This window comes from Microbacterium esteraromaticum (assembly GCF_028747645.1).
Lineage (GTDB): Bacteria > Actinomycetota > Actinomycetes > Actinomycetales > Microbacteriaceae > Microbacterium > Microbacterium esteraromaticum_C.
The window spans coordinates 2,230,333-2,252,706 of the sequence record NZ_CP118100.1 but is presented as its reverse complement, the minus strand read 5'-3'; the positions used below and the strand labels follow the sequence as shown (position 1 = coordinate 2,252,706).

Genomic DNA, 22,374 nt, shown 5'->3' with positions numbered 1-22,374 from the left:
CCGGGGGCAGAACATGCGCGAGAGTAGAGGTGTGATCACCTCTCTCACGGCGCTGCGGCAGCGGACCCTCGCGCTCCTCGGCGCCCTCTCGATGTACCGGCTCGTGCTCTTCGCCCTGCTCGCTCTGGGGGTCATCGCCCTCGGACTGTCGCTGGCGGGGCTCGTTGCCCCGTCGGCGTTCGAGATCCTGGCATCCTTCGCGGTACTGGTCGTCGCCATCTCGGCCGTCGACGCCGCGGCGCAGCGCTTGCTGCACCTGCCCTGGCGCATCGAGTCGTCGCTGGTGACGGCGCTGATCCTGCTGTTCGTGCTGCAGCCGTCGCTCACGCTGCCGGGACTCGCCGGCAACGCTCTCGGCGGCGCACTCGCCGCGGCGTCGAAGTACGTCATCGCGTGGCGTGGCCGTCACATTCTGAACCCCGCGGCGTTCGGTGCCGCTGTGGTCACCATCGCCGGAATCGGTACGTTCTCGTCGTGGTGGGTGGGCACCCCCGCACTCGCGCTGCCGGTCGCCGTGCTCGGACTGATCGTGCTGTGGCGCACCGAGAAGGTGCGCGTCGTACTCGTCTTCCTGCTCGTCGCCGTCGGCGTCGCCGTGGTGCGGCAGGCAGCCCTCGCGCAGAACGCGGGTCTGTCGTTCGCACTGTCGGATGCCATCGGCTTTGCGCTGCTGCAGTCGCCCTACCTGTTCCTCGGTATCTTCATGCTGTCGGAGCCGCTCACGCTGCCCCCGCGCCGCTGGCAGCAGTTCAGCGTCGCCGTACTCGTCGGCATCCTGGCAGGGTGGCCGATCGCGATCGGCGGGCTGTTCACACTCGGGCAGGAGCGCGCCCTGCTGATCGGCAACCTGCTCGCCTTCGCCTTCGCCGTGCGCACATCCGTGCGGCTCGTCCTCACCCGGCGCGAGTTCATCACGCCGACCGCACAGGAACTCACGTTTCGCGCGAAGGGGCGCCTGTCCTTCATCGCCGGACAGTACGTCGAGCTCGAGGTGCCGCACCGCAATCCGGATGCCCGCGGCACCCGGCGCGAGTTCAGCATCGTCTCGGCTCCGGCCGACCTGCCGACCCTGCGCATCGCCTACAAGGACGGCGATCAGAAGCATCCCTCCAGCTACAAGCGCGCGCTGAAGGCCGCCGAACCCGGCGCGGTACTGGGCGTCACGGGCACCTGGGGCGACTTCGTGCTGCCTCGGGGTGGCGCACCCGTGCTGATGGTCGCGGCAGGCATCGGTGTGACGCCGTTCGTCTCACAGCTACGGCAATTGCAGGCGACCGGCGTCGAACGCGACATCGTGCTCGTGTACGTCGCCTCCTCGGCCGCCGAGCTCGCTTTCCGCGCGGAGCTGGAGGCGACCGGGGTGCCGACGATCGTCTTCACGCGCGACGCGCCGGCCGACCTGCCCGCGCACTGGTCCTGGCCGCGCGGCGTACGCCTCGACGCCGAGGGTCTCGAGCGCGTGGTTCCCGACCTCGCCGCACGGCACGCGTTCATCTCGGGCCCGCCCCGTTTGATCGCCGACCTGGCGCCGGCGCTGCACAAGGCGCACGGACTGACGACCGACGCCTTCGCGGGTTACTGAGCCGGCGTCTCCGACGACGCGGTACGTGCCGCAGGCAGGTGCACGGTGAACGACGTATCGCCCGGCTCACTGGTGACGGTGATCGATCCGCCGTGTCCCTCGACGATCGCTTTCGCGATGGCGAGGCCCAGGCCGGTGCCCCCGCTCTGGCGTGCACGCGACACGTCGCCGCGAGCGAAGCGGGCGAACAGCTCGTCGCGCACCTCGGGATCGATACCGGGGCCGTCATCGTGCACGCGCAGCTCGGCGCCGCCGTCGACTGCCGCCACGCTCAGCGTGATCGTGGTGCCGGGCGGCGTGTGCGTCCGGGCGTTCGCAAGCAGGTTCCCGACCACCTGATGCAGTCGCCCGGTGTCACCAGGCACGAGCACCGGCTCTTCGGGGGCCTCCAGCTTCCACACGTGCTCAGGACCGGTGGGCTGCGCATCGGCGACCGCCTCGACGGCCAGTTGCGACAGATCCACAGTGCCGTGCACGAGTTCGGTGCCCTCATCGAGGCGAGCCAGCAGCAGCAGGTCTTCGACCAGACGGGTCATCCGCAGAGACTGCGCCTGGATGCGCTCCAGCGCCGAGGTCGTGTGCTGCAGGGCATCCGGTCCGTCCCCCTGGCTCAGGGCGCGCAGCGAGAGCTCCGAGTACCCGCGGATCGACGCCAGCGGCGTGCGCAGCTCATGGCTGGCATCCGCGACGAAACGTCGCATCCGATCCTCGTTGCGCTGCCGCGCGGCGAGCGACTCATCCACGTGATCGAGCAACGTGTTCAGGGCGACGCCCACCCGTCCCACCTCGGTGCGCGCGTCGGCCTCGTACTCGGGCACGCGCTCGGTGATCGTCACCTCACCACGGTCCAGCGGCTGACTTGCGACACGCGTCGCCGTGGCGGCGACGGCGCGCAGCGGACGCAAGCCCATACTGATCGTCAGTGCGGTGGTGATTGCGAGCAGTATGAGGCCGCCGAGCGTCGCCAGCGCGATGGTCGTGAACAGCGAAGTCATGGTGTGCTGCACGTCCGCCCGCGGGAGCCCCGTGATCACCAGCACGCCGTTGTCGGTCTGATCGACCGTCACGCGGTACGACCCGAAGTCCGGCAGGCTCACGGTCGCGTTGCGCGAGTGCTGCAGGGCCGAGGTCAATGTCAGCAGATCCGCCCCGGAGAGCACCGTGCGGTCGTCGGGGGTGACGATGATGCCTGACGGGGCCGTGCTCGGGGGCGCGACCATCAACAACAGGCTGTTGGCGGGGACGCGCTGTCCTTCCATCGCATACTCGGCGGTGAGCGGTTCGCCGAGGATCGATGCGGTCTGGGCGCGGCTGGTCACCAGAGGTACGGTCTCGGCGGCAGCACCGTTGACCTGCTCTTGCAGTCGGATCTCGAGCGTGTTGCCGAGCGTGGCACTGGTGATGATTGCGACGATCACCAGGATGAGACTCACGAACCCGATCACCGCGGCCATCAGCCGGGCCTGCAGGCTCAGCGGAGCGGCGAGCATGGCGATGTCCTACTGGGGCGCTTTGATCATGTAGCCGACGCCGCGCACCGTGTGCAGCAGGGGAGTGCGCCCGGCATCGATCTTCTTGCGCAGATACGAGATGTACAGCTCGACCACCGATGACTTGCCGCCGAAGTCGTAGCTCCATACGCGGTCGAGGATCTGTGCCTTCGACAGCACTCGGCGTTCGTTGCGCATCAGAAAGCGCAGCAGCTCGAACTCGGTTGCGGTCAGCTCGATCTCGTCGTCACCGCGCATGACCTCATGGCTGTCCTCGTTCAGAGACAGGTCTGCGACCCGCAGGATGGCCTGTTCGTCCTCGGCCTGCCCCTGCCCAGAGCGCCGGATCACGGCACGCAGCCGGGCGATCACCTCTTCGAGGCTGAAGGGCTTGGTGACGTAGTCGTCGCCGCCTGCCGTGAGGCCCGCGATGCGGTCGGCCACGGCATCCTTCGCCGTGAGGAACACGACGGGTACGAGGTTGCCCGACTCGCGCAGTCGGCGCAGCACGCTCATGCCGTCGAGGTCGGGCATCATGACATCCAGCACCAGGGCATCCGGTTCGAACTCCTGCGCGACCTGCAGCGCTTCCAGGCCCGAGCCCGCGGTGCGGACCTCCCAGCCCTCCATGCGCAGGGCCATCGCGAGCAGATCGGTGAGCATGGCCTCGTCGTCGACGGCGAGGATGCGCAGCGGCGATCCGTCAGGGCGGCGGAGTTCGGGGTGCTCGGTGCTCATGCGCCTATTCTGCGACCTGGATCATCGAATATCCATAGGTTCCGCTGTGTGCCGCCTGTGAGTCGGCCGTGGCGACGCGGGCACGGTTTCGGATGTCCGTGCCGAGGTCTATCGTCAAGCGTCATGACCCAGCAATCCGTGTTCACCCCGACCGACGTCGCCGGCGTCGTCACCGCCGTGCAGCATGCACGGCACCACGACCTTCCCGTTTCGGTCGTCGCCGGCGGGCATGGACCGTGGGCAATGACAGAGCAACCGGGTGTGCGGATCGAGCTCGCGTCGCTCTCCGGTGTCTCCGTCGACGGCACGACGGTGAGCATCGGGGGAGGAGCGACGTGGGGCGAGGTAGCCGCGAGGCTCGCCGATGACGGACTGGCCATCAGCTCGGGTGACACGACGACGGTGGGGGTCGGCGGCCTCACACTGGGCGGCGGCATCGGTTGGATGACCCGGTGCTGGGGCCTGGCGATCGACCAGCTGATCGGTGCGCAGGTCGTCACGGCTGACGGGACGGTGATCGAGACCTCGCAACAGGCGCATCCTGAGTTGTTCTGGGCGCTGCGCGGCGGCGGTGGCAACTTCGGGGTCGTGACGCGTTTCGACTTCGCCGCGCACCGCTTGCCGACAGTCGTCCGTGCGCAGTGCACCGGAGCGACGGATGCCGGTGCGGTGCTTCGGGCGGCGCGTGACGCGATGATTGACGCGCCGCGTGCGCTGACCGCGACCTACCTCGACGTTCCGCCGATGGATCCTAGCGCGCCACCCGGTGCTGCGCTGGTGGCCGTCTGGGCGGGGGACGATGAGGTAGCCCTGCGCGCAGCTCTTGCTGGCGTCGAAGCCGTCGACGGAATCGCCGTCGAAGTCACGACCTGCGCCTATCGCGACGTGCTGGATGAGCCGCCCGGGTTCGCCGACCCCGAGCAGGCGCCGCCGGCCTTCATCGGAGGCAACGGGCTGTTCGCCTCGCTGGATGACGATCTCATCGACGAGTTGGTCGCGCTACGTGCGACGCATCCGACATCCGTGGTTCTGATGCGCTCGTTGGGTGGGGCGTATGGAGCCGTTCCGCAACACAGCACTCCCTTCCCGGCGCGGGACGCCACCTGGTTCATCATGGCCGGTGGTTTCGACGTGCCCGGCGTCGTCGACGATGCCGAGCGGACCTCGCTCGTGGCCCATACCGCGCGGATTCAGGAACGACGCGTCGCGCAGTACAGCAACTTCACGCACGAGCCATCGCCCGAGGCCGTTCCCGAGATGTTCACTCCCGATGCGTACGCACGTCTGCGCGCGTTGAAGGCGCAGTGGGATCCGCGCAACATGTTCCGCAGCAACCACAACATCGTTGTCTGAGTGAGCGAGACCTCGTCAGAGCACGAACAGGGGCGAACGCTCGATGCGTTCGCCCCTCTTGGCACTCGGTGTCAGTGGGTGTCTTCGGCTTCGATTTCGGTGCGGTCGCCGGACCACTGGGTGTGGAAGGTGCCGGGCTTGTCGGTGCGGCGGTAGGTGTGCGCGCCGAAGAAGTCGCGCTGTCCCTGGACGAGGGCGGCGGGGAGGCGGTCGGCGCGGATGCCGTCGTAGTACGACAGTGACGACGAGAACGCGGGGGCGGGGATGCCGGCGGTCGCGGCGGCGATGACGACGCGCCGCCACGCATCCTGCCCGCGGGTGAGGGCGTCGGCGAAGTACGGCGCGGCCATCAGGACGGGCAGGTCGGGGGTGTCGGTGTAGGCGTCGGCGATGCGGTTGAGGAACTGGGCGCGGATGATGCACCCGCCGCGCCAGATCTTGGCGATCGCGCCGAGGTCGATGTTCCAGTTGTACTCGGCCGCCCCGGCGCGGATCTCATCGAACCCCTGGCTGTAGGCGACGATCTTGGACGCGTAGAGTGCCTGGCGGACGTCCTCGATGAACGCCTCGACCTGATCTGCCGGGACGGTGAACGCCTCGTCGGGCCCGGGCAGGTGGGCGGCGGCGGCACGCTGCTCGGGGTGGCTGGACAGTGAGCGGGCGAAGGTGGCCTCGGCGATGCCCGAGACCGGAACACCCAGGGCGAGAGCGGTCTGCACGGTCCACGCGCCGGTGCCCTTCGCGCCGGCCTGGTCGACGATCACATCCACCAGCGGCTGCCCGGTAGCCGCGTCGACCTGACGCAGCACCTCGGCGGTGATCTCGATCAGGTACGACTCCAACTCGCCGCGGTTCCACTCGGCGAAGATGTCGGCGATCTGCGCGGGCGTCTTGCCCGTGCCGCGGCGGATCAGGTCATACGCCTCGGCGATCAGCTGCATGTCGGCGTACTCGATGCCGTTGTGCACCATCTTCACGAAGTGCCCGGCACCGTCATGACCCACATGCGTCACACACGGCTCGCCCTCGGCGACCGCGGCGATCGACCGCAGGATCGGCCCGAGGGTCACCCACGACTCATCCGACCCGCCCGGCATGATCGACGGGCCGGTCAGCGCGCCCTCCTCGCCACCCGAAATCCCGGCGCCGACGAAGTTGATTCCCGTCTCACGCACCGCACGTTCGCGGCGGATCGTGTCGGGGAAGTAGGCGTTGCCGCCGTCGACGATGATGTCGCCGGGCTCGAAGACCCGCACCAGCTCATCTATGACCGCATCGGTCGGCCCACCGGCCTTGACCATGATGATCGCCGTGCGCGGCCGCTGAAGCGACGCCGCGAACTCCTCATACGAGAACGCCGGAACGAAACCCGCTTCCGGGTGCGCGGCCACCAGCTCATCGGTCTTCGACCGCGAACGGTTCAGCACCGCCACCGTGTTGCCCTCGCGAGACGCCAGATTCCGGGCCAGGTTCGACCCCATCACGGCCAAGCCGACGACTCCGATGTTGGCAGATGCTTCGGGCACAGTGAACTCCTCGAGGGCAACGGGTGGATCGATCTCAGCGTACTCGTGTGCACGCGGCCTACGGCGAATGTGACGGTGCCGGCCGGCCCCGTCGGGGGATCAGTCCTTGCGGTAGGCGTCGCGGCCCATGGCGAACAGGGCGACAGAGACGGCCACGACCGCACCGAGGGACATGGCGCCGATCAGCCAGAGGATCGCGTGAGACAGGAATGCGGCATCAAACATGGCTTCAGCATATCGGCGTTTCGGGTACGATGAAGGAGTTCCTCGGCGAGGGATGTGTCGCGCGTGCGCGCACATCCGTAATCGACGCGGTGATGTGAGCCCTGTGGTCAGATGAGCACGCTGGTTCCTCGTCCGTGTTCGAGACGTCGATCCACGACCACCGTGCGGCGCCAGTCGCGCGTCTTGAAGGAGAACCACTCATGTCTGATGACAACAAGGTCCACGTCGACCTCCGCACCAACTTCGGCAAGGGCTTCGCCCGCCGTCTGCGCGCCGAGGGCAAGATCCCCGCGGTCATCTACGGCCACGGCACCGACCCCGTGCACGTCGCGCTTCCCGGCCACCAGGTCTCGCTGATCATCCGTCGTGCCAACGCGCTGCTCGACCTCGACATCGAGGGCGCCTCGCAGCTCGTGCTGGTCAAGGACGTTCAGAAGGACCCCGTGCGCCAGATCATCGAGCACATCGACCTGCTGGTCGTCAACAAGGGTGAGAAGGTCACCGTCGAGGTTCCCGTCTTCCTGACCGGTGAGTCGTTCTCGGGCACGATCGTGACCCAGGACGTCACGACCATCAAGCTCGAGGTCGAGGCTACGCACATCCCCGAGCACGTCGAGGTCAGCGTCGAGGGCCTGGAAGAGGGTGCTCACATCACCGCCGGCGACGTCACCCTGCCCGAGGGCGCCGCTCTGCTGGATGACGCCGACCTCCTGCTGGTCGCCGTGTCGGTGCCGGCCGCTGAGGTTGCTGAAGAGAACGCTGCTGAGGCCGCTGAGGCCGCTGAGGCCGCCGCGGAGTGATCTGCCGCTGATGTCGACGAAGGGGGCGCGAGTCATCGCGTCCCCTTCGTCTTTTCCCCTGACCTGACTATCTGAGGAGCAGCACGTGGCATCCACCTGGCTGATCGTGGGACTGGGCAATCCAGGCCCGCGCTACGCGCCGACCCGTCACAACATCGGGCAGATGGTGCTCGATGAACTGGCCGATCGCCGGGGCGAGCGCTTCCGCGAGCACAAGGCGGGAGCGCGCGTCGTCGAGACCTGGCTGCGTCCGGGCGGCGACAAGCTCGTGCTGGCCAAGCCCAACTCCTACATGAATACTTCCGGCACTCCCGTGGCGGCGCTGGCCAGGTTCTACTCGGTCGACCCCGAGCGGGTGCTCGTGATCCACGACGAGCTGGACATCCCGTTCGACAGCATCCGCATGAAGACCGGAGGCGGTCACGGCGGGCACAACGGAGTGCGCGATGTCGCGCGTGCCCTGGGCACCGCCGACTTTCCCCGCGTGCGCGCCGGGATCGGCCGGCCGCCGGGGCGGCAGGACCCCGCAGACTGGGTTCTCGCACCGTTCGGGACCGTCGAGCAGAAGACGCTGCCGATATTCCTCTCCGACCTCGCGGATGCTGTCGAGCAGCTCGTCGACGAGGGATTGCTCGCCGCGCAGCAGAAGCACCACTCGCGCGGCTGACGCCTCGCGGTGCGGCGGGACAGACCGCCGCACCGTTGCTTCAGAGTGTGCCGACAGCGGTGCCGATGCCGAACAGCATCGCGACGCCGACGAAGAAGAACACGGGGCCGACTGCCGCGATCACGATCGCCGCAATGCCCATCCCGCGCCCACGACGCGTGACGCCGGCGATGATGCCGAGCACGATGGCGGCGACGCCGACGACCGTGGCCGCCCAGAAGGTGATCTCGGCCCACAGCACGTGCATCCGCGCCGGCGAGAGCAACGCGAGATCGTCGGTGAACGTCGTGTCGACGTCCAGCGCGGTGGCAGGGACAACCGTGCCGATGACGAACGCGAGACTCGCCCCGATGATCGGTGCGACCACCGCGGCGAGGAACGCGGCGACCAGTGCGAGCGCCCCCAGTGTCTTGCTCGGTGCGGGCGGAGCGAACGGTGCCGGTGCAGAACCGGGGGGAGCGGTGTAGCCGCCCACCGGAACCGCATACGCACCGCTCGGCGGAGGCGGCGGGATCGACGGCAGATCAGGCGAAGTCAACGGAGATCCTCCAGACGGGTCTGCGGTGCGTCACACGCGACGCAGCAGCCCTACCTTGTCGTAGACGTCGGCGAGGGTGGCATCGGCGACAGCATCCGCCTTCGCCGCGTTCACGGCCAGGATGCGGTCGAGCTCAGCGGGATCGGCCAGCAGCTCGTTCGCACGTTCGCGCACCGGGCCGAACTCGTTCACGACCACCTCGGCGAGCCCCTTCTTGAAGTCGCCGTAGCCCCGGCCGGCATACTCGTCCTCGATGGACCCGACCTGGCGGCCGGTGAGAGCCGCGTAGATCGTGAGCAGGTTGGACACGCCGGGCTTGGCCTCGCGGTCGAATCGCACCGAGCCCTCGTTGTCGGTGACCGCGCGCATGATCTTCTTCGCCGACTTCGCCGGGTCATCCAGCAACCAGAGCACACCGGCATCGGTCTCGGCCGACTTCGACATCTTCGAGGTCGGGTTCTGCAGATCGTAGATACGCGCGGTGTCCTTCTGGATCACCGGAGTCGGTACCGTGAAGGTCGTGCCGAAGCGGCTGTTGAAGCGCTCGGCGAGATCGCGGGTCAGTTCCACATGCTGCTTCTGGTCGTCGCCGACCGGCACGAGCTCGCTCTGGTACAGCAGGATGTCGGCGGCCATCAGCACCGGATAGGTGAACAGACCCACCGACGTCGCGTCCGAGCCGTAGCGCTGCGACTTGTCTTTGAACTGTGTCATTCGGCCGGCTTCACCGAAGCCGGTGATGGTGCTGAGGATCCAGGCCAGCTCGGCGTGCGCGCGCACGTGCGACTGCACGTACAGCGTCGACTTCGACGGCTCGATGCCCGCGGCGATGTACTGCGCCGCCGTGCGCCGAGTCTTCTCACGCAGCTCTTCGGGTTGCTGGGCCACCGTGATGGCATGCAGGTCGACCACTGAGAAGAACGCGTCGTACGAGGCCTGCATGTCACGCCATTGCAGGAGAGCCCCGATGTAGTTGCCGGTCTGGAGGGAGTCGGCGGAGGGCTGCATTCCGGAGTAAAGGCGTGGTTTGGTCACGAGGTCAATCCTATTCGTACGTGTAGTCGACGATGACCGGCGCGTGGTCGCTCCAGCGTTCGGCGTAGGTCGCGGCCCGGGCGATCGTGTAGCCGGTCGCGCGCTCGGCCAGCGCAGGTGTGGCGAGGTGATAGTCGATGCGCCAGCCACTGTCATTGTCGAAAGCCTTACCGCGCATCGACCACCAGGTGTAGGGCCCTTCGACCTCGCCGTGGTGCGCCCGGCCGATGTCGACCCAGCCGAGGCCGGGGCCGACGGTGCCGTCGACGCCGGTGATCTGCTCTCCGCCGGCGCCCAGGAAGCGATCGAAGTAGGCCCGCTCACGGGGCAGGAAGCCGGACTTCTTGCGGTTGCCCCGCCAGTTCTTGATGTCGAGCTCGCGGTGCCCGACGTTGAGGTCACCGGTGACGAGTGCCAGACGTCCCTCGCCCCCGAGCTCCGACATGCGTGTGGTCATCGCATCGAGGAAGCGCCACTTCTCGTCCTGCTTCGGGGTGTCAGCCTCACCGGTGTGCACATACGCGCTGACCACGGTCAGCGGTGTGTCTCCGAGCGTGAAGTCGGCCTCGATCCAGCGACCCGCCGAGTCGAAGTCGTCGTCGCCGAAGGCGGTGCGCACGGCCAGAGCGGGGTCACGGCTCACGATCGCGACCCCGGAGCGTCCCTTGGCGGTCGCCTTGTCGTGAACAATCGACCAATCGGGGAATGCAGCGGCGAGATGCTCGTCTTCACCGCGCACCTCTTGAACCGTCAGAACGTCGACGTCGGCGGCGTCCAACCACGCGTGGATGCCGTTGCGCACCGCCGCTCGAATGCCGTTGACGTTGACAGAGGCGATACGCAGATGGGGCATGCACCAAGCCTAACGATCGCCACCGACACGCTTCGCCCCGCGCCGGGCGGTGGGGGCCGGGGGAGTGGCATCCTCCACCTGCTCGAGCTCCTCCTGCGCGGCGCGCAGGGCGCGATCCGCCGCCCAACGGCGATACCAGGGGGCGGAATCGCGCTCGTCGACCGCGGTGCGCAACCGCACCTGGGCCGCCAGCAGCAGCGCCTGGTGCTCGGCGGCCAGCCGCTCGGCCTCGGTTTGCGGAATGAGCGCGATGTGGTCGTCGGACGCGGCCACGGCGATCCAGGACGCCGACACCAGCAGCACGATGCCGATCAGCCGGAACCACAGCAGCAGCACGATGAACACCGTGAACGTCACCAGCAGCGGGTTCGACGGCGAGTACGACAGAAACAGACCGAAGCCGAGCTGCAGCAGGGTCGTGGCGCTCGCACCGAGGAGTGCACCGGGCAGGATCCGCCGCCACGTCAGGCTCGTGCCGGTGAGAAAGCGGAACAGTGCCGCCATCAGCGCGGTATTGATCCCGTACAGCACGACCAGGGTGATGAGGCGCACCCCGGTATTGAACAGTGCCGAGGAATCACTGATGCCGATGAGATCGAACACGAGGTTCAGCGCCCAGGTGGCCATGGTGCTCAGCGCGGTGCCGAGCAGAAGCCCGAGCCCGAACGTGAGCGCGGCCATGAGGTCCAGCGACTTGAGTAGGAAGTAGTTGCGCCGGTCGGGCGCGATGCCGAACACGCCCCGCACCGCGCGGCGCGCGAAAGAGATCGCGCCGATGGCCGTCCAGATCAGGGCGCCGAGAGCGATGAAACCCGTGATGCTGAACGTGCCGGTCATCCCGCGGGTGATCGTGCGCACATCGTCGGGTGTCGCGATCCCGTTCTCGCTGATCATGTCGGGCACGAACGTGTTGATCACGTGAATCAGGCCGTCGATGGCGTCCTGATCATTGCCCAGCCACAATCCGACCACCGCGAAGGCGACGTAGATGGCGGCGAACGCGGCGAACAGGGTCTGATAGCTGACGCCCGCAGCCAGCAGGAACCCCTGGTTCTGCAGGAAGTTGCGCCACACCCGCACTGGGAACAGCGCGAGCGTGCGCCGGGTCAGTGTCGTCGCCCGGGCGATCGGAACATCGAAACGTTCCCGCAGGTTCTCTTGCGTGGCCTCCCAGCGCTCACGCAGAGCCTGTTCCTCATGAACGGCCTTGGCCGCCAGTCCACGTTTCTCACGCGGACTGGCGGCCAAGGTCACGTCGGGTTCGCTGGCGCTCACGTCCCCAGAGTAGCGATCCGCGTCAGCGGCCGCCGCTGAGGACAGCCTGCTTCACCTCGGCGATCGCCTTGGTGACCTCGATGCCACGCGGGCAGGCCTCGGTGCAGTTGAAGGTCGTGCGGCAGCGCCACACGCCCTCCTTGTCGTTGAGGATGTCCAGACGCACATCACCGGCGTCGTCACGCGAGTCGAAGATGAAGCGGTGCGCGTTCACGATCGCGGCGGGCCCGAAGTACTGACCGTCGGTCCAGAAGATCGGGCAGGACGAGGTGCACGCGGCGCACAGGATGCACTTGGTCGTGTCGTCGAAGATCGCGCGGTCGGTGATCGACTGCACGCGCTCCTTGCCCTTCTCAGGCGTCGAGTTCGCGATCAGGAACGGCTGCACCTCGCGGTAGGAGGCGAAGAACGGCTCCATGTCGACGATCAGGTCCTTCTCGAGCGGCAGGCCCTTGATGGCCTCGACATAGATCGGCTTCGAGATGTCGAGGTCCTTGATCAGCGTCTTGCACGCGAGACGGTTGCGGCCGTTGATCCGCATGGCGTCGGAGCCGCAGATACCGTGGGCGCACGACCGACGGAAGCTCAGCGAGCCGTCGACCTCCCACTTGATCTTGTGCAGCGCGTCGAGCACGCGGTCGGTGGCGTACAGCTCGACGTCGTAGTCCACCCAACGCGGCTCCTCGTCGACCTCGGGGTCGAAGCGGCGGATGTTGAACGTCACGAGGAAGGACTGCACGCCCGAGTCGGCCGCCGCGTCCGCGGCTTCGGCCTGGGCAGCGGTCTCGGGATCGACGACTGCGGTGGACATCAGTACTTCCTCTCCATCGGCTGGTAGTTCGTGACGACCACGGGCTTCCAGTCCAGCTTGATGTGATCGGCGGCATCCGACGAGTGCGGGTCGCCGACCAGGTACGCCATGGTGTGCTTCATGAAGTTCTCGTCATCGCGCTTGGGGAAGTCGTCGCGCATGTGGCCGCCGCGGCTCTCGTGGCGGTTGCGTGCGGCGTAGACGACGACCTCGGCGATGTCGAGCAGGAAGCCGAGCTCGACGGCCTCGAGCAGATCGGTGTTGAACCGGCGCCCCTTGTCGTCGACGTGCACGTTCTTGTAACGCTCGCGGAGCTCTTCGATGACACCCAGCACGTGGGTGAGCGACTCTTCGGTGCGGAACACCTGGGCGCCCTTGTCCATCTCGTCCTGCAGCTTCTTGCGCAGCACGGCGATGCGCTCGGTGCCCTGGTTGTTGCGCAGGCCCTCGATCATGTCGCTGACGAACGCAGCGGGGTTCTCGGGCAGCGGCACGAATTCGGCGTTCTTCGCGTACTCGACGGCGTTGCGGCCGGCGCGCTTGCCGAAGACGTTGATGTCGAGCAGCGAGTTGGTGCCGAGGCGGTTCGAGCCGTGCACCGAGACGCACGCGCACTCACCCGCGGCGTACAGCCCCGGAACGACGGTGGAGTTGTCCGCGAGCACCTCGGCGTCGTTGTTGGTGGGGATGCCACCCATCGCGTAGTGCGCGGTCGGCATCACCGGCACGGGCTCGACCACCGGGTCGACGCCCAGGTAGGTGCGGGCGAACTCGGTGATGTCCGGCAGCTTGGTCTCGAGCACCTCGGCGCCCAGGTGCGTGCAGTCCAGCAGCACATAGTCGCGGTGCGGGCCGGCGCCGCGGCCCTCAGCCACTTCTTGCACCATGCTGCGGGCGACGATGTCGCGCGGTGCGAGGTCCTTGATGGTGGGCGCGTAGCGCTCCATGAAGCGCTCACCCGAGGCGTTGCGCAGGATCGCGCCCTCACCGCGCGCACCCTCGGTGAGGAGGATGCCGAGGCCGGCCAGACCGGTCGGGTGGAACTGGAAGAACTCCAGGTCCTCCAGAGGCAGGCCCTTGCGCCAGATGATCCCGACGCCATCACCCGTGAGGGTGTGCGCGTTGGAGGTCGTCTTGAAGATCTTGCCGAATCCACCGGTCGCGAACACGACGGCCTTGGACTGGAACACGTGCAGTTCACCCGTGGCGAGGTCGTAGGCGACCACACCAGCGACCTGGGTGGCGCCGGCGTCGTCCTTGACCGTGATCAGGTCGAGCACGTAGAACTCGTTGAAGAAGTTGATGCCCAGCTTGACGCAGTTCTGGAACAGCGTCTGCAGGATCATGTGGCCGGTGCGGTCGGCGGCGTAGCACGCGCGGCGCACCGGGCTCTTGCCGTGCTCGGCGGTGTGGCCGCCGAAACGGCGCTGGTCGATCTTGCCGTCGGGCGTGCGGTTGAACGGCAGACCCATGTTCTCGAGGTCGATGACCGCGTCGATGGCCTCCTTGGCCAGGATCTCAGCGGCATCCTGGTCGACCAGGTAGTCGCCGCCCTTGACGGTGTCGTAGGTGTGCCACTCCCAGTTGTCGTCCTCGACGTTCGCGAGCGCCGCGGCCATACCGCCCTGCGCCGCACCGGTGTGCGAGCGTGTGGGGTACAGCTTCGAGATCACGGCCGTCTTCGCGCCGGGACCCGCCTCGATCGCGGCACGCATTCCGGCGCCGCCGGCGCCGACGATGACGACGTCGAACTGGTGGTAGTGCACGCCGTCGCGGACGACGGAATCTTGGGTCTGAGTAGTCACTCTGTGTCTGCCTTCTTCGTTACTCGCCAAGTGCCTGGCAGGTCTCCCACAGCGTGCCGTCCTCGAAGACGCCAGCGCAGGGGTCGAACGTGAACACCACGAGGGTGCCCAGGATGATCAGCAGGCCGGCGGCCAGGCCGAGGGCCCACACCAGCGCCTTGCGCGCCTTCGGGTGGGTGACGTAGTCGTTGACGATGGTGCGCATGCCGTTGGACCCGTGGATCAGCGCCAGCCACAGCATCAGCACGTCCCACCACTGCCAGAAGGGAGACGCGAGCTTGCCGGCGACGAAGCCGAAGTCCAGCGCGTGGATGCCCTCGCCGAGCATCAGGTTGACGAACAGGTGGCCGAAGATCAGCACGACGAGCAGTACGCCCGAGCCGCGCATGAACAGCCAGCCCCACTTCTCGAGGTTGATGCCGCGCTGACGGCGGGCGACGGGAACAGCAGTCTGGGTGGACATCAGTGGTCCCCTCCGAATCCGGCGAACGCGAGGCCGAGGTGACGCGGGATGAATCCGGCCATCACGACCGCCCACACGCCGATGACGATCCAGAACATCTGGCGCTGGTACTGGGCGCCCTTGGCCCAGAAGTCCACCAGGATGATCCGCAGACCGTTCATGGCGTGGAAGACGATGCCGGCGACCAGCACGACCTCACCGAACGCCATGATGGGGTTCTTGTAGGTGCCGATGACCGCGTCGTACGCCTCGGGCGAGACCCTGATGAGCGCCGTGTCGAGCACGTGCACCAGCAAGAAGAAGAAGATCGCCACGCCGGTGATGCGATGCAGCACCCAGGACCACATGCCTTCCCGGCCGCGATAGAGCGTTCCGCGCGGAGACTTCGAGGTCGTCTCCGAAATCGACGGTGTCAAGCGTGTGCTCGTGGACACGTCGTCCTCCCTGATCGATGAGATGTCGGGTGCTTGCGTGAGGGCATGCCCCGCCGCACCCATCCTATTCCTGTCAGAACGCTGGGTGCGACGAAGGGGAACCTTAGCGCGTCGTCGGCGGGTGGCACAGGGGCAGGGTGAGGTGCCGGATAGGTTGGATGCCATGGCCAGAATCGACGACTTCTACGCGGTGATCCCCGCCGGCGGCATCGGGAGCCGGCTGTGGCCGCTCTCGCGGGCGGACGCACCGAAGTTCCTGCACGACCTCACCGGATCGGGGCACTCCTTGCTGCGCGACACGTGGGACCGCCTGGTGCCGCTGGCGGGTGAGGACCGCATCGCCGTGGTCACCGGCCGTGCGCACCGCGCCGCCGTGGAGGGCCAGCTGCCGGGCATCCCGGATGCGAACGTGTTCCTCGAATCCGAGCCCCGCGAGTCGGCCGCCGCGATCGGCCTGGCGGCGGCGATCCTGCACCGCCGCGATCCTGACGTGATCATCGGGTCGTTCAGCGCTGATCACGTCATCCGAGGCACACAGGTGTTCGAATGGGCCGTGCAACAGGCGGTGCAGGTCGCGCGGCAGGGCTACATCGTCACGATCGGCATTCCCCCCACCGAGCCCTCGGTCGGCTTCGGCTACATCAAGCGCGCTGGCGAGATCGTGGTGGACGGCGCGCCCGAGGCGACGCTGGTTGAACGTTTCGTCGAGAAGCCTGACCTCGAGACCGCCAAGCAGTACCTGGCCGACCGGGACTACCTGTGGAACGCGGGGATGTTCATCGCCAAGGCGAGTGTGCTGCTCGAGGAACTCGCCGCGAACGAGCCGGATCTGCACGCCGGGCTGCTCGAGCTCGCCGAGGCGTGGGACGACCGCGAACGTCGCGGACCCGCGGTGGATCGCATCTGGCCGACGCTGAAGAAGGTCGCCATCGACTATGCGGTGGCGGAGCCTGCCGCCGAGCGCGGTCACCTCGCGGTGATCCCCGGACACTTCGACTGGGATGACGTCGGCGACTTCGCCTCGCTCACCAAGTTGATCACGCACGGGCGCAAGAACGATCTCGCCGTGCTCGGCCCCAAGGCCCGCGTGCTCTCGGATGCCGCCAGCGGGATCCTGGTGAGTCAGACCTCGCGGGTGATCAGCCTCGTCGGTGTGAAGGACATTGTGGTCGTCGACACGGACGACGCCCTGCTGGTGACCACGGTGGAGCACGCGCAGCGGGTCAAGGGTGTCGTGGAATCGCTGAAGATCACGGGGCGGGATGACGTCCTCTGAGCGGTGCCCGAGGTGGCTCTCGTGCGCGCCGCGCGTGATCATTGCAGATCTGTAACCTTTCGCGAGTGCACTGCGATCCGTAATGCGAGCGGCGCGTAACACTCGGTAATCTCGATCGATCCGCGATGTCCGCGGAACCGTTCAGGGAGGCATGAGTGTCCATCTCCATCACCAAGAAGCTGCTCGGCGCGACGGTCGCTGCCGGCGTCGTCCTCAGCTTGGCCGCGTGCGGTCAGGCACCCACCGACACGCCCGCGGGCGATGGCGGTTCTGAAGCCCTCGACTTCCTGCCCTGCATCGTCTCCGACGAGGGCGGATTCGACGACAAGTCGTTCAACCAGCTCTCGTTCGAGGGTGCCAAGAAGGCCGCTGACGAGCTCGGTGTCGAGCTGAAGGACGTGCAGTCCAACGCCGAAACCGAGTACGGCCCGAACATGACCAACCTGGTCGGCGAGGGCTGCGACGCCATCGTCGCCGTCGGTTTCGCGCTGTCGGCCGCAACGGTCGAGGCCGCCTCGGCAAACCCCGAGATCGACTTCATCCTTGTCGACGACGCCGCCGATAACGACTTCGATGGCACCAAGGACGCCGACAACGTCAAGCCGCTGCTCTACGACACGGCTCAGGCCGCGTTCCTCGCCGGCTACCTGTCGGCCGGATACTCGACCACCGGCAAGGTCGGCACCTTCGGTGGACGCGAGTTCCCGACCGTGACGATCTTCATGGACGGCTTCAAGCAGGGCGTCGACCACTACAACGAGGTCAAGGGCGCCGACGTGGAGGTCGTCGGCTGGGACGGCTCGACCGGTTCGTTCACGGGTGGCTTCGAGGCCAACCAGGACGCCAAGCAGGTCGCCGTGAACATCCTCGACCAGGGTGTGGACGTCATCCTTCCCGTGGGTGGACCGATCTACCAGTCGGCTCAGCAGGCCATCAAGGAGTCCGGCAAGGACATCGCCCTGATCGGTGCTGACGCCGACCTGTTCGTCACCGACCCGAGCACCGCCGACGTCGTGCTGACCTCGGTGCTCAAGGCCATGGACCTGTCGACCTACCAGGCCGTGCTGTCCAGCGGCAACGGTGAGTTCGACCCCGAGGCGTACGTTGGCACTCTCGAGAACGAGGGCGTCGGTATCGCCGACCTGCACAACTTCGCCGACAAGGTGGACCAGGAACTGCAGGACGAGGTCGACCAGCTCCGCCAGGACATCATCGACGGAAAGGTCGAGGTCACCTCGTACCTCGCAGGCTGATGCCATCGGATCGGGGAGGTCGGCAGCTGCCGACCTCCCCGATTCTGCCTGTCGGGCCCTCCCGATCAGGACGGCTGCCCGAATAGGATCAACAACATGAAGCTTGAACTGCGCGGTATCACGAAGAGATTCGGCGCGCTGACGGCCAACGACCACATCGACCTCACCGTCGAGGCAGGGGAGATCCACTGCCTGCTCGGCGAGAACGGTGCCGGCAAGTCGACGCTGATGAACGTCCTCTACGGTCTGTACCAGGCCGATGAGGGCGAGATCCTGCTCAACGATGTGGAGCAGGAGTTCGACGGCCCGGGTGACGCGATGGCAGCCGGCATCGGCATGGTGCATCAGCACTTCATGCTGATCCCCGTTTTCACCGTCGCCGAGAATGTCATGCTCGGGCACGAGCAGACGACGTTCGGTGGACGTCTCGACCTGGCGGCCGCCCGCGCGAAGGTGCGCGAGATCTCGGACCGTTTCGGGTTCCAGGTCGACCCCGATGCGCTCGTCGAAGACCTCCCCGTCGGTGTGCAACAACGGGTCGAGATCATCAAGGCGCTCTCACGCGACGCGCGCGTGCTCGTGTTCGACGAGCCGACCGCCGTACTCACGCCGCAGGAGACCGACGAGCTGATGGCGACGATGCGTCAACTCAAGTCGCAGGGCACCTCGATCGTGTTCATCACGCACAAGCTGCGCGAGGTGCGCGAGGTCGCCGACCGCATCACCGTCATCCGACTCGGCAAGGTCGTCGGCGAGGCAGAGCCGACGGCATCCAACGCCGAACTCGCCTCCCTCATGGTCGGACGCGCGGTCGAGCTCACCGTCACCAAAGACGCCCCCACGCTGCGCGAGAACGGTCTCGTCGTCAGCGACCTGACCGTCGCCGACGAGGTGGGCACCGTCACCGTCGACGGAGCCAGCTTCGAGGTACGCGGCGGCGAGGTGCTCGCCATCGCCGGTGTGCAGGGCAACGGCCAGACCGAGCTCACCGAAGCCATCATCGGTCTGCAGGACGACGTGCGCGGCAGCATCCGCCTCGACGGCAAGGAACTCGTCGGGCGTTCGGTGCGCCACATCCTCGAATCCGGTGTCGGCTTCGTGCCCGAGGACCGCAGCGTCGACGGCCTGGTCAAGGAGTTCTCCATCTCGGAGAACCTCATGCTCGACCGCTCCTTCGGCGCGCCGTTCGTCGTCGCCGGCAGCGTGCAGCGCGGTCTGCTCGAGAGCTTCGCGCACGAGAAGATCGCCGAGTTCGACATTCGCACACAGGGCCCGACACAGTCGGCGGGCCGTCTCTCGGGCGGAAACCAGCAGAAGGTCGTGCTCGCGCGCGAGCTCAGCCGTGACCTGTCGCTCTTCGTCGCGGCGCAGCCCACCCGCGGTGTGGATGTCGGCTCGATCGAGTTCATCCACAAACGCATCGTCGAGACGCGTGACGCCGGTGTACCGGTGATCCTCATCTCTACCGAGCTCGACGAGGTGTCGGCGCTCGCGGATCGCATCCTCGTGATGTACCGCGGCCGAATCGTCGGCATCGTTCCCGGCGACACATCCCGCGAGACACTCGGCCTGATGATGGCCGGCATGAGCGAGACGGCCGCCCTCGCCGAGGCAACCGAGGCGCCGGCCCGCGGCGACCAGAACGGGGAGATCGCATGAACACCATGCAGACGTCGAATCCGCTGGCCGAACCCGAGACGAAGGTCGCGCCCTCGCGCTGGCAGGTGACCCTGCAGGCGATCGTGCACGGCAACGGCATCATCTCGTTGCTCGCCGTGCTGTTGGCCGTACTCGTCGGCTCGATCATGATCGCCGCGACTGATGAAGACGTCCAGGCCGCAGCCGGGTACTTCTTCGCCCAGCCCGCCGACACGTTCGTCGCGATCTGGGATGCCGTCGCCGGCGCATACGCGGCGCTGTTCCGCGGCGCGATCTACAACTACAACGCCGACACGTTCGCGGCCGGCATCCGACCGCTGACCGAGACGCTGAAGTTCGCCACGCCGCTGATCGCCGCAGGCCTCGGTGTCGGACTGGCGTTCCGCGCGGGTCTGTTCAACATCGGTGGTCAGGGCCAGATGCTGATGGCCGCCGCCGCGGCGGGCTACGTCGCCACCGCGATGGACCTGCCGATCGGGCTGCACCTGGTCGCCGCAATCGTCGCCGGTATGGCCGCTGCGGCGATCTGGGGTGGCATCGCCGGATTCCTGAAGGCACGCACCGGTGCGCACGAGGTGATCACGACGATCATGCTCAACAACATCGCGGTGTATCTGCTGGCCTGGATGCTCGCCACGCAGGGAATCCTGCAGGCACCGGGGTCGAGCAACCCGAAGACCGCTCCCATGGCCGAGACGGCCCAGCTGCCGCAGCTGCTCGGCCCGCAGTACAAGCTGCACGCCGGCTTCCTGCTCGCCCTGCTCGCCGTCGCGTTCACCTGGTGGCTGCTGGAGCGTTCGGCGCTCGGCTTCCGCTTCCGTGCGGTCGGCGAGAACCCGGCCGCGGCACGTGTCGCCGGTATCGACGTGGGCCGGATGTACTTCGTGGTCATGCTGATCGCCGGAGCGTTGGTCGGTATCGCCGGCGTCAGCCAGGTGCTCGGCACCGAGGTCAGCGGCTTCAGCGGCGGTATCGACGCGGGCATCGGCTTCGACGCGATCACTGTCGCGCTGCTCGGCAGATCGGCGCCGCTGGGCATCCTCGGAGCCGGCCTGCTGTTCGGCGCCTTCAAGACCGGTGGCTTCACGATGCAGTCGGCTGAGGGGATCCCGGTCGAGATCATCCTCGTCGTCCAGTCGCTGATCGTGCTGTTCATCGCCGCGCCGCCGCTGGTGCGTGCCATGTTCGGTCTGCCCCAGCCCGGGCGACCGTCACGCCGCAGCAAGCGCATCGCGGCCAAGCGCCGTGCCGCGTCGAAGCCGCAGGCATCGGGTTCTGACGAAGAGAAGGAGGTGTCGGCATGAGCACTACCGCTCAGGTCGACGCGCAGCTGGAAGAGCCGCGTCGTATCGCCGTCGTCTCGTGGAAGACGCCGATCATCTTCGGTATCTTCACCGTGCTGTTCGCGCTACTGCCGCTGTTCGCTCCGCGCGAGGGGGTGACGACCTTCCGTCTCGGCAAGGAGAACGCCGCGATCCCCGTGCCCGACGTGGTGCTTCCGGCCACGCCGACGGCCTGGGTCGCCGTGCTGCTCATGGCCCTGTGCGCCGCAGCTGCCGCTGCACTGGTGCAGCGCCACCGCAAGATCCCGCTGTGGCTCATCGTGGTCTACGTGGTCGTGCTGCTGATCGGTTTCCTCGCGTGGGCCGCTGCCGGCGCGACGCTGCCGATGATCGGTCTGCTCGCCGGTGCGCTCGCGCTGGCGACGCCACTGATCTACGGCGCCCTCGGTGGAGTCATCGGCGAACGTGCCGGTGTCGTCAACATCGCCATCGAGGCGCAGCTGCTCGCCGGCGCATTCACCGCGGCCGTTGCAGCGTCGCTGGCGGGCTCGCCGTGGGCGGGCCTGATCGCGGCCATGATGGCCGGCATGCTGGTCGCGCTGGTGCTCGGTCTGTTCACGATCACGTACTACGTCAACCAGGTGATCGTCGGTGTCGTGCTCAACGTGCTGGTGATCGGCATCACGACGTTCCTGTTCCGGCAGGTGCTCGCACCCAACACCGAAACGCTGAATAATCCCGAGACGTTCACCGTGCTGCCGATCCCGGTGCTGAGCGAGATCCCGATCATCGGCCCGATCCTGTTCCAGCAGTCGTTCATCGTCTACCTGATGTACGCCGTCGTCGCACTGGTCGCGTACTCGCTGTATCGCACGCGCTGGGGTCTGCGTCTGCGCGCCGTCGGTGAACACCCTCAGGCGGCCGACACCGTGGGCATCAAGGTCGCGGCGACGCGCTACCGCGCGGTTCTGCTGGCCGGTGCCGTGGCCGGAATGGGCGGTGCGTTCTACACGCTCGTCTCGGTGCCGCGTTTCAATCAGGAGATGACGGCGGGCGCGGGCTTCATCGCTCTGGCCGCCGTGATCTTCGGTAAGTGGGACCCGATCCGTGCGACGCTCGCCGCACTGCTGTTCGGCTTCGCGACCAACCTGCAGGGCGTGCTGAGCGTCATCGGTTCTCCGGTGCCGAGCCAGTTCATGCTGATGCTGCCGTACGTGGTGACGATCTTCGCCGTCGCCGGTCTCGTCGGGCGCTCGCGTCCGCCGGCCGCCGATGGCGAGCCGTACATCAAGTCGTAGCTGCGACAGA

The 22,374-nt window shown here is 67.3% G+C and carries 21 protein-coding genes; 9 read left to right on the top strand and 12 right to left on the bottom strand.

Translation table 11 applies throughout. The features are described 5' to 3' along the window. Window positions 1–31: 31 nt before the first annotated feature. A complete protein-coding gene (locus PTQ19_RS10785) occupies window positions 32–1,582 on the top strand; it encodes an FAD-dependent oxidoreductase (protein ID WP_274367327.1) in 1,551 nt (516 codons plus the stop codon). Here PTQ19_RS10785 and PTQ19_RS10780 read toward each other — a convergent pair. Both PTQ19_RS10780 and PTQ19_RS10775 read right to left on the bottom strand, forming a co-directional pair. After that, entirely contained in the window at window positions 1,576–3,072 is a 1,497-nt protein-coding gene (locus PTQ19_RS10780) for a sensor histidine kinase (protein WP_274367326.1), read from the bottom strand. The two genes, PTQ19_RS10785 and PTQ19_RS10780, sit on opposite strands and share 7 nt — an antisense overlap. A 9-nt stretch (window positions 3,073–3,081) precedes the next feature. Continuing rightward, on the bottom strand, window positions 3,082–3,810 hold the full coding sequence (locus PTQ19_RS10775; RefSeq protein WP_179410330.1) for a response regulator transcription factor: 729 nt from the start codon (window positions 3,808–3,810) through the stop codon (window positions 3,082–3,084). A 123-nt stretch (window positions 3,811–3,933) separates the two neighbouring features. On the opposite strand from PTQ19_RS10775, the gene PTQ19_RS10770 reads away from it, so the two are divergent. After that, window positions 3,934–5,163, top strand: coding sequence for an FAD-binding oxidoreductase (locus PTQ19_RS10770; RefSeq protein WP_274367325.1), 1,230 nt, complete (start codon window positions 3,934–3,936; stop codon window positions 5,161–5,163). A 71-nt stretch (window positions 5,164–5,234) separates the two neighbouring features. Here PTQ19_RS10770 and gndA read toward each other — a convergent pair whose 3' ends face one another. Both gndA and PTQ19_RS10760 read right to left on the bottom strand, forming a co-directional pair. Next, complete coding sequence (gndA, locus tag PTQ19_RS10765) at window positions 5,235–6,689, bottom strand: NADP-dependent phosphogluconate dehydrogenase (RefSeq protein WP_274367324.1); 1,455 nt, start codon at window positions 6,687–6,689, stop codon at window positions 5,235–5,237. A 99-nt stretch (window positions 6,690–6,788) separates the two neighbouring features. Further along, complete coding sequence (locus tag PTQ19_RS10760; RefSeq protein WP_274367323.1) at window positions 6,789–6,914, bottom strand: hypothetical protein; 126 nt, start codon at window positions 6,912–6,914, stop codon at window positions 6,789–6,791. Between the two features lie 200 nt (window positions 6,915–7,114). On the opposite strand from PTQ19_RS10760, the gene PTQ19_RS10755 reads away from it, so the two are divergent. Both PTQ19_RS10755 and pth read left to right on the top strand, forming a co-directional pair. Beyond that, window positions 7,115–7,714 (top strand): 50S ribosomal protein L25/general stress protein Ctc, encoded by a 600-nt coding sequence (locus PTQ19_RS10755; protein ID WP_274367322.1) that lies wholly within the window; start codon window positions 7,115–7,117, stop codon window positions 7,712–7,714. Window positions 7,715–7,799: 85 nt separating this feature from the next. Next, window positions 7,800–8,381: an aminoacyl-tRNA hydrolase gene (gene pth / locus PTQ19_RS10750; protein WP_224818630.1), complete on the top strand. Its 582-nt coding sequence runs from the start codon at window positions 7,800–7,802 to the stop codon at window positions 8,379–8,381. Window positions 8,382–8,421: 40 nt separating this feature from the next. Here the strand turns inward: pth and PTQ19_RS10745 are convergent, their stop codons facing one another. Genes PTQ19_RS10745 through sdhC form a run of 8 tightly spaced genes read right to left on the bottom strand, consistent with a single transcriptional unit; the run spans window position 8,422 to window position 15,595 of the window. Continuing rightward, on the bottom strand, window positions 8,422–8,919 hold the full coding sequence (locus PTQ19_RS10745; RefSeq protein ID WP_274367321.1) for a hypothetical protein: 498 nt from the start codon (window positions 8,917–8,919) through the stop codon (window positions 8,422–8,424). Between the two features lie 30 nt (window positions 8,920–8,949). Continuing rightward, the gene (trpS, locus tag PTQ19_RS10740; protein ID WP_274367320.1) at window positions 8,950–9,954 is read right to left on the bottom strand and encodes a tryptophan--tRNA ligase; all 1,005 of its coding nucleotides are present in this window, start codon (window positions 9,952–9,954) and stop codon (window positions 8,950–8,952) included. Window positions 9,955–9,964: 10 nt separating this feature from the next. Then, window positions 9,965–10,807 (bottom strand): exodeoxyribonuclease III, encoded by an 843-nt coding sequence (locus tag PTQ19_RS10735; RefSeq protein ID WP_206822163.1) that lies wholly within the window; start codon window positions 10,805–10,807, stop codon window positions 9,965–9,967. 9 nt (window positions 10,808–10,816) lie between these two features. Next, window positions 10,817–12,082, bottom strand: coding sequence for a YihY/virulence factor BrkB family protein (locus tag PTQ19_RS10730; protein WP_274367319.1), 1,266 nt, complete (start codon window positions 12,080–12,082; stop codon window positions 10,817–10,819). Window positions 12,083–12,104: 22 nt separating this feature from the next. Next, entirely contained in the window at window positions 12,105–12,893 is a 789-nt protein-coding gene (locus PTQ19_RS10725; RefSeq protein WP_218847923.1) for a succinate dehydrogenase iron-sulfur subunit, read from the bottom strand. Further along, entirely contained in the window at window positions 12,893–14,698 is a 1,806-nt protein-coding gene (gene sdhA / locus PTQ19_RS10720; RefSeq protein ID WP_179410338.1) for a succinate dehydrogenase flavoprotein subunit, read from the bottom strand. The genes PTQ19_RS10725 and sdhA overlap by 1 nt, the downstream gene beginning before the upstream one ends. 19 nt (window positions 14,699–14,717) lie before the next feature. Beyond that, window positions 14,718–15,161, bottom strand: coding sequence for a succinate dehydrogenase hydrophobic membrane anchor subunit (locus tag PTQ19_RS10715; protein WP_179410339.1), 444 nt, complete (start codon window positions 15,159–15,161; stop codon window positions 14,718–14,720). Further along, a complete protein-coding gene (sdhC, locus tag PTQ19_RS10710) occupies window positions 15,161–15,595 on the bottom strand; it encodes a succinate dehydrogenase, cytochrome b556 subunit (protein WP_222447121.1) in 435 nt (144 codons plus the stop codon). The genes PTQ19_RS10715 and sdhC overlap by 1 nt, the downstream gene beginning before the upstream one ends. Before the next feature lie 163 nt (window positions 15,596–15,758). Between sdhC and PTQ19_RS10705 the strand changes: the two genes are divergently transcribed. The 5 genes from PTQ19_RS10705 (at window position 15,759) to PTQ19_RS10685 (ending at window position 22,364) form a co-directional block, all read left to right on the top strand. Further along, window positions 15,759–16,871 carry a mannose-1-phosphate guanylyltransferase gene (locus tag PTQ19_RS10705; protein ID WP_179410341.1) on the top strand — a complete coding sequence of 371 codons (1,113 nt, stop codon included), beginning with the start codon at window positions 15,759–15,761 and terminating at the stop codon, window positions 16,869–16,871. 155 nt (window positions 16,872–17,026) lie between these two features. After that, on the top strand, window positions 17,027–18,124 hold the full coding sequence (locus PTQ19_RS10700; protein ID WP_206551720.1) for a BMP family lipoprotein: 1,098 nt from the start codon (window positions 17,027–17,029) through the stop codon (window positions 18,122–18,124). Window positions 18,125–18,220: 96 nt separating this feature from the next. Further along, window positions 18,221–19,783, top strand: coding sequence for an ABC transporter ATP-binding protein (locus tag PTQ19_RS10695; RefSeq protein ID WP_179410343.1), 1,563 nt, complete (start codon window positions 18,221–18,223; stop codon window positions 19,781–19,783). After that, window positions 19,780–21,087, top strand: coding sequence for an ABC transporter permease (locus tag PTQ19_RS10690; protein WP_274367318.1), 1,308 nt, complete (start codon window positions 19,780–19,782; stop codon window positions 21,085–21,087). The genes PTQ19_RS10695 and PTQ19_RS10690 overlap by 4 nt, the downstream gene beginning before the upstream one ends. Continuing rightward, complete coding sequence (locus PTQ19_RS10685; RefSeq protein WP_274367317.1) at window positions 21,084–22,364, top strand: ABC transporter permease; 1,281 nt, start codon at window positions 21,084–21,086, stop codon at window positions 22,362–22,364. Before PTQ19_RS10690 ends, PTQ19_RS10685 begins: the two co-directional genes overlap by 4 nt. Window positions 22,365–22,374 lie beyond the last annotated feature (10 nt).

What these genes read in the sequence shown, in the direction of transcription:
- PTQ19_RS10780 (WP_274367326.1), bottom strand. Translation starts at nt 3,072, where the DNA reads ATGCTCGCCGCTCCGCTGAGCCTGCAGGCCCGGCTGATGGCCGCGGTG.
- PTQ19_RS10775 (WP_179410330.1), bottom strand. Translation starts at nt 3,810, where the DNA reads ATGAGCACCGAGCACCCCGAACTCCGCCGCCCTGACGGATCGCCGCTG.
- PTQ19_RS10770 (WP_274367325.1), top strand. Translation starts at nt 3,934, where the DNA reads ATGACCCAGCAATCCGTGTTCACCCCGACCGACGTCGCCGGCGTCGTC.
- PTQ19_RS10760 (WP_274367323.1), bottom strand. Translation starts at nt 6,914, where the DNA reads ATGTTTGATGCCGCATTCCTGTCTCACGCGATCCTCTGGCTGATCGGC.
- PTQ19_RS10755 (WP_274367322.1), top strand. Translation starts at nt 7,115, where the DNA reads ATGTCTGATGACAACAAGGTCCACGTCGACCTCCGCACCAACTTCGGC.
- PTQ19_RS10735 (WP_206822163.1), bottom strand. Translation starts at nt 10,807, where the DNA reads ATGCCCCATCTGCGTATCGCCTCTGTCAACGTCAACGGCATTCGAGCG.
- PTQ19_RS10725 (WP_218847923.1), bottom strand. Translation starts at nt 12,893, where the DNA reads ATGTCCACCGCAGTCGTCGATCCCGAGACCGCTGCCCAGGCCGAAGCC.
- PTQ19_RS10715 (WP_179410339.1), bottom strand. Translation starts at nt 15,161, where the DNA reads ATGTCCACCCAGACTGCTGTTCCCGTCGCCCGCCGTCAGCGCGGCATC.
- PTQ19_RS10705 (WP_179410341.1), top strand. Translation starts at nt 15,759, where the DNA reads ATGGCCAGAATCGACGACTTCTACGCGGTGATCCCCGCCGGCGGCATC.
- PTQ19_RS10695 (WP_179410343.1), top strand. Translation starts at nt 18,221, where the DNA reads ATGAAGCTTGAACTGCGCGGTATCACGAAGAGATTCGGCGCGCTGACG.
- PTQ19_RS10690 (WP_274367318.1), top strand. Translation starts at nt 19,780, where the DNA reads ATGAACACCATGCAGACGTCGAATCCGCTGGCCGAACCCGAGACGAAG.
- PTQ19_RS10685 (WP_274367317.1), top strand. Translation starts at nt 21,084, where the DNA reads ATGAGCACTACCGCTCAGGTCGACGCGCAGCTGGAAGAGCCGCGTCGT.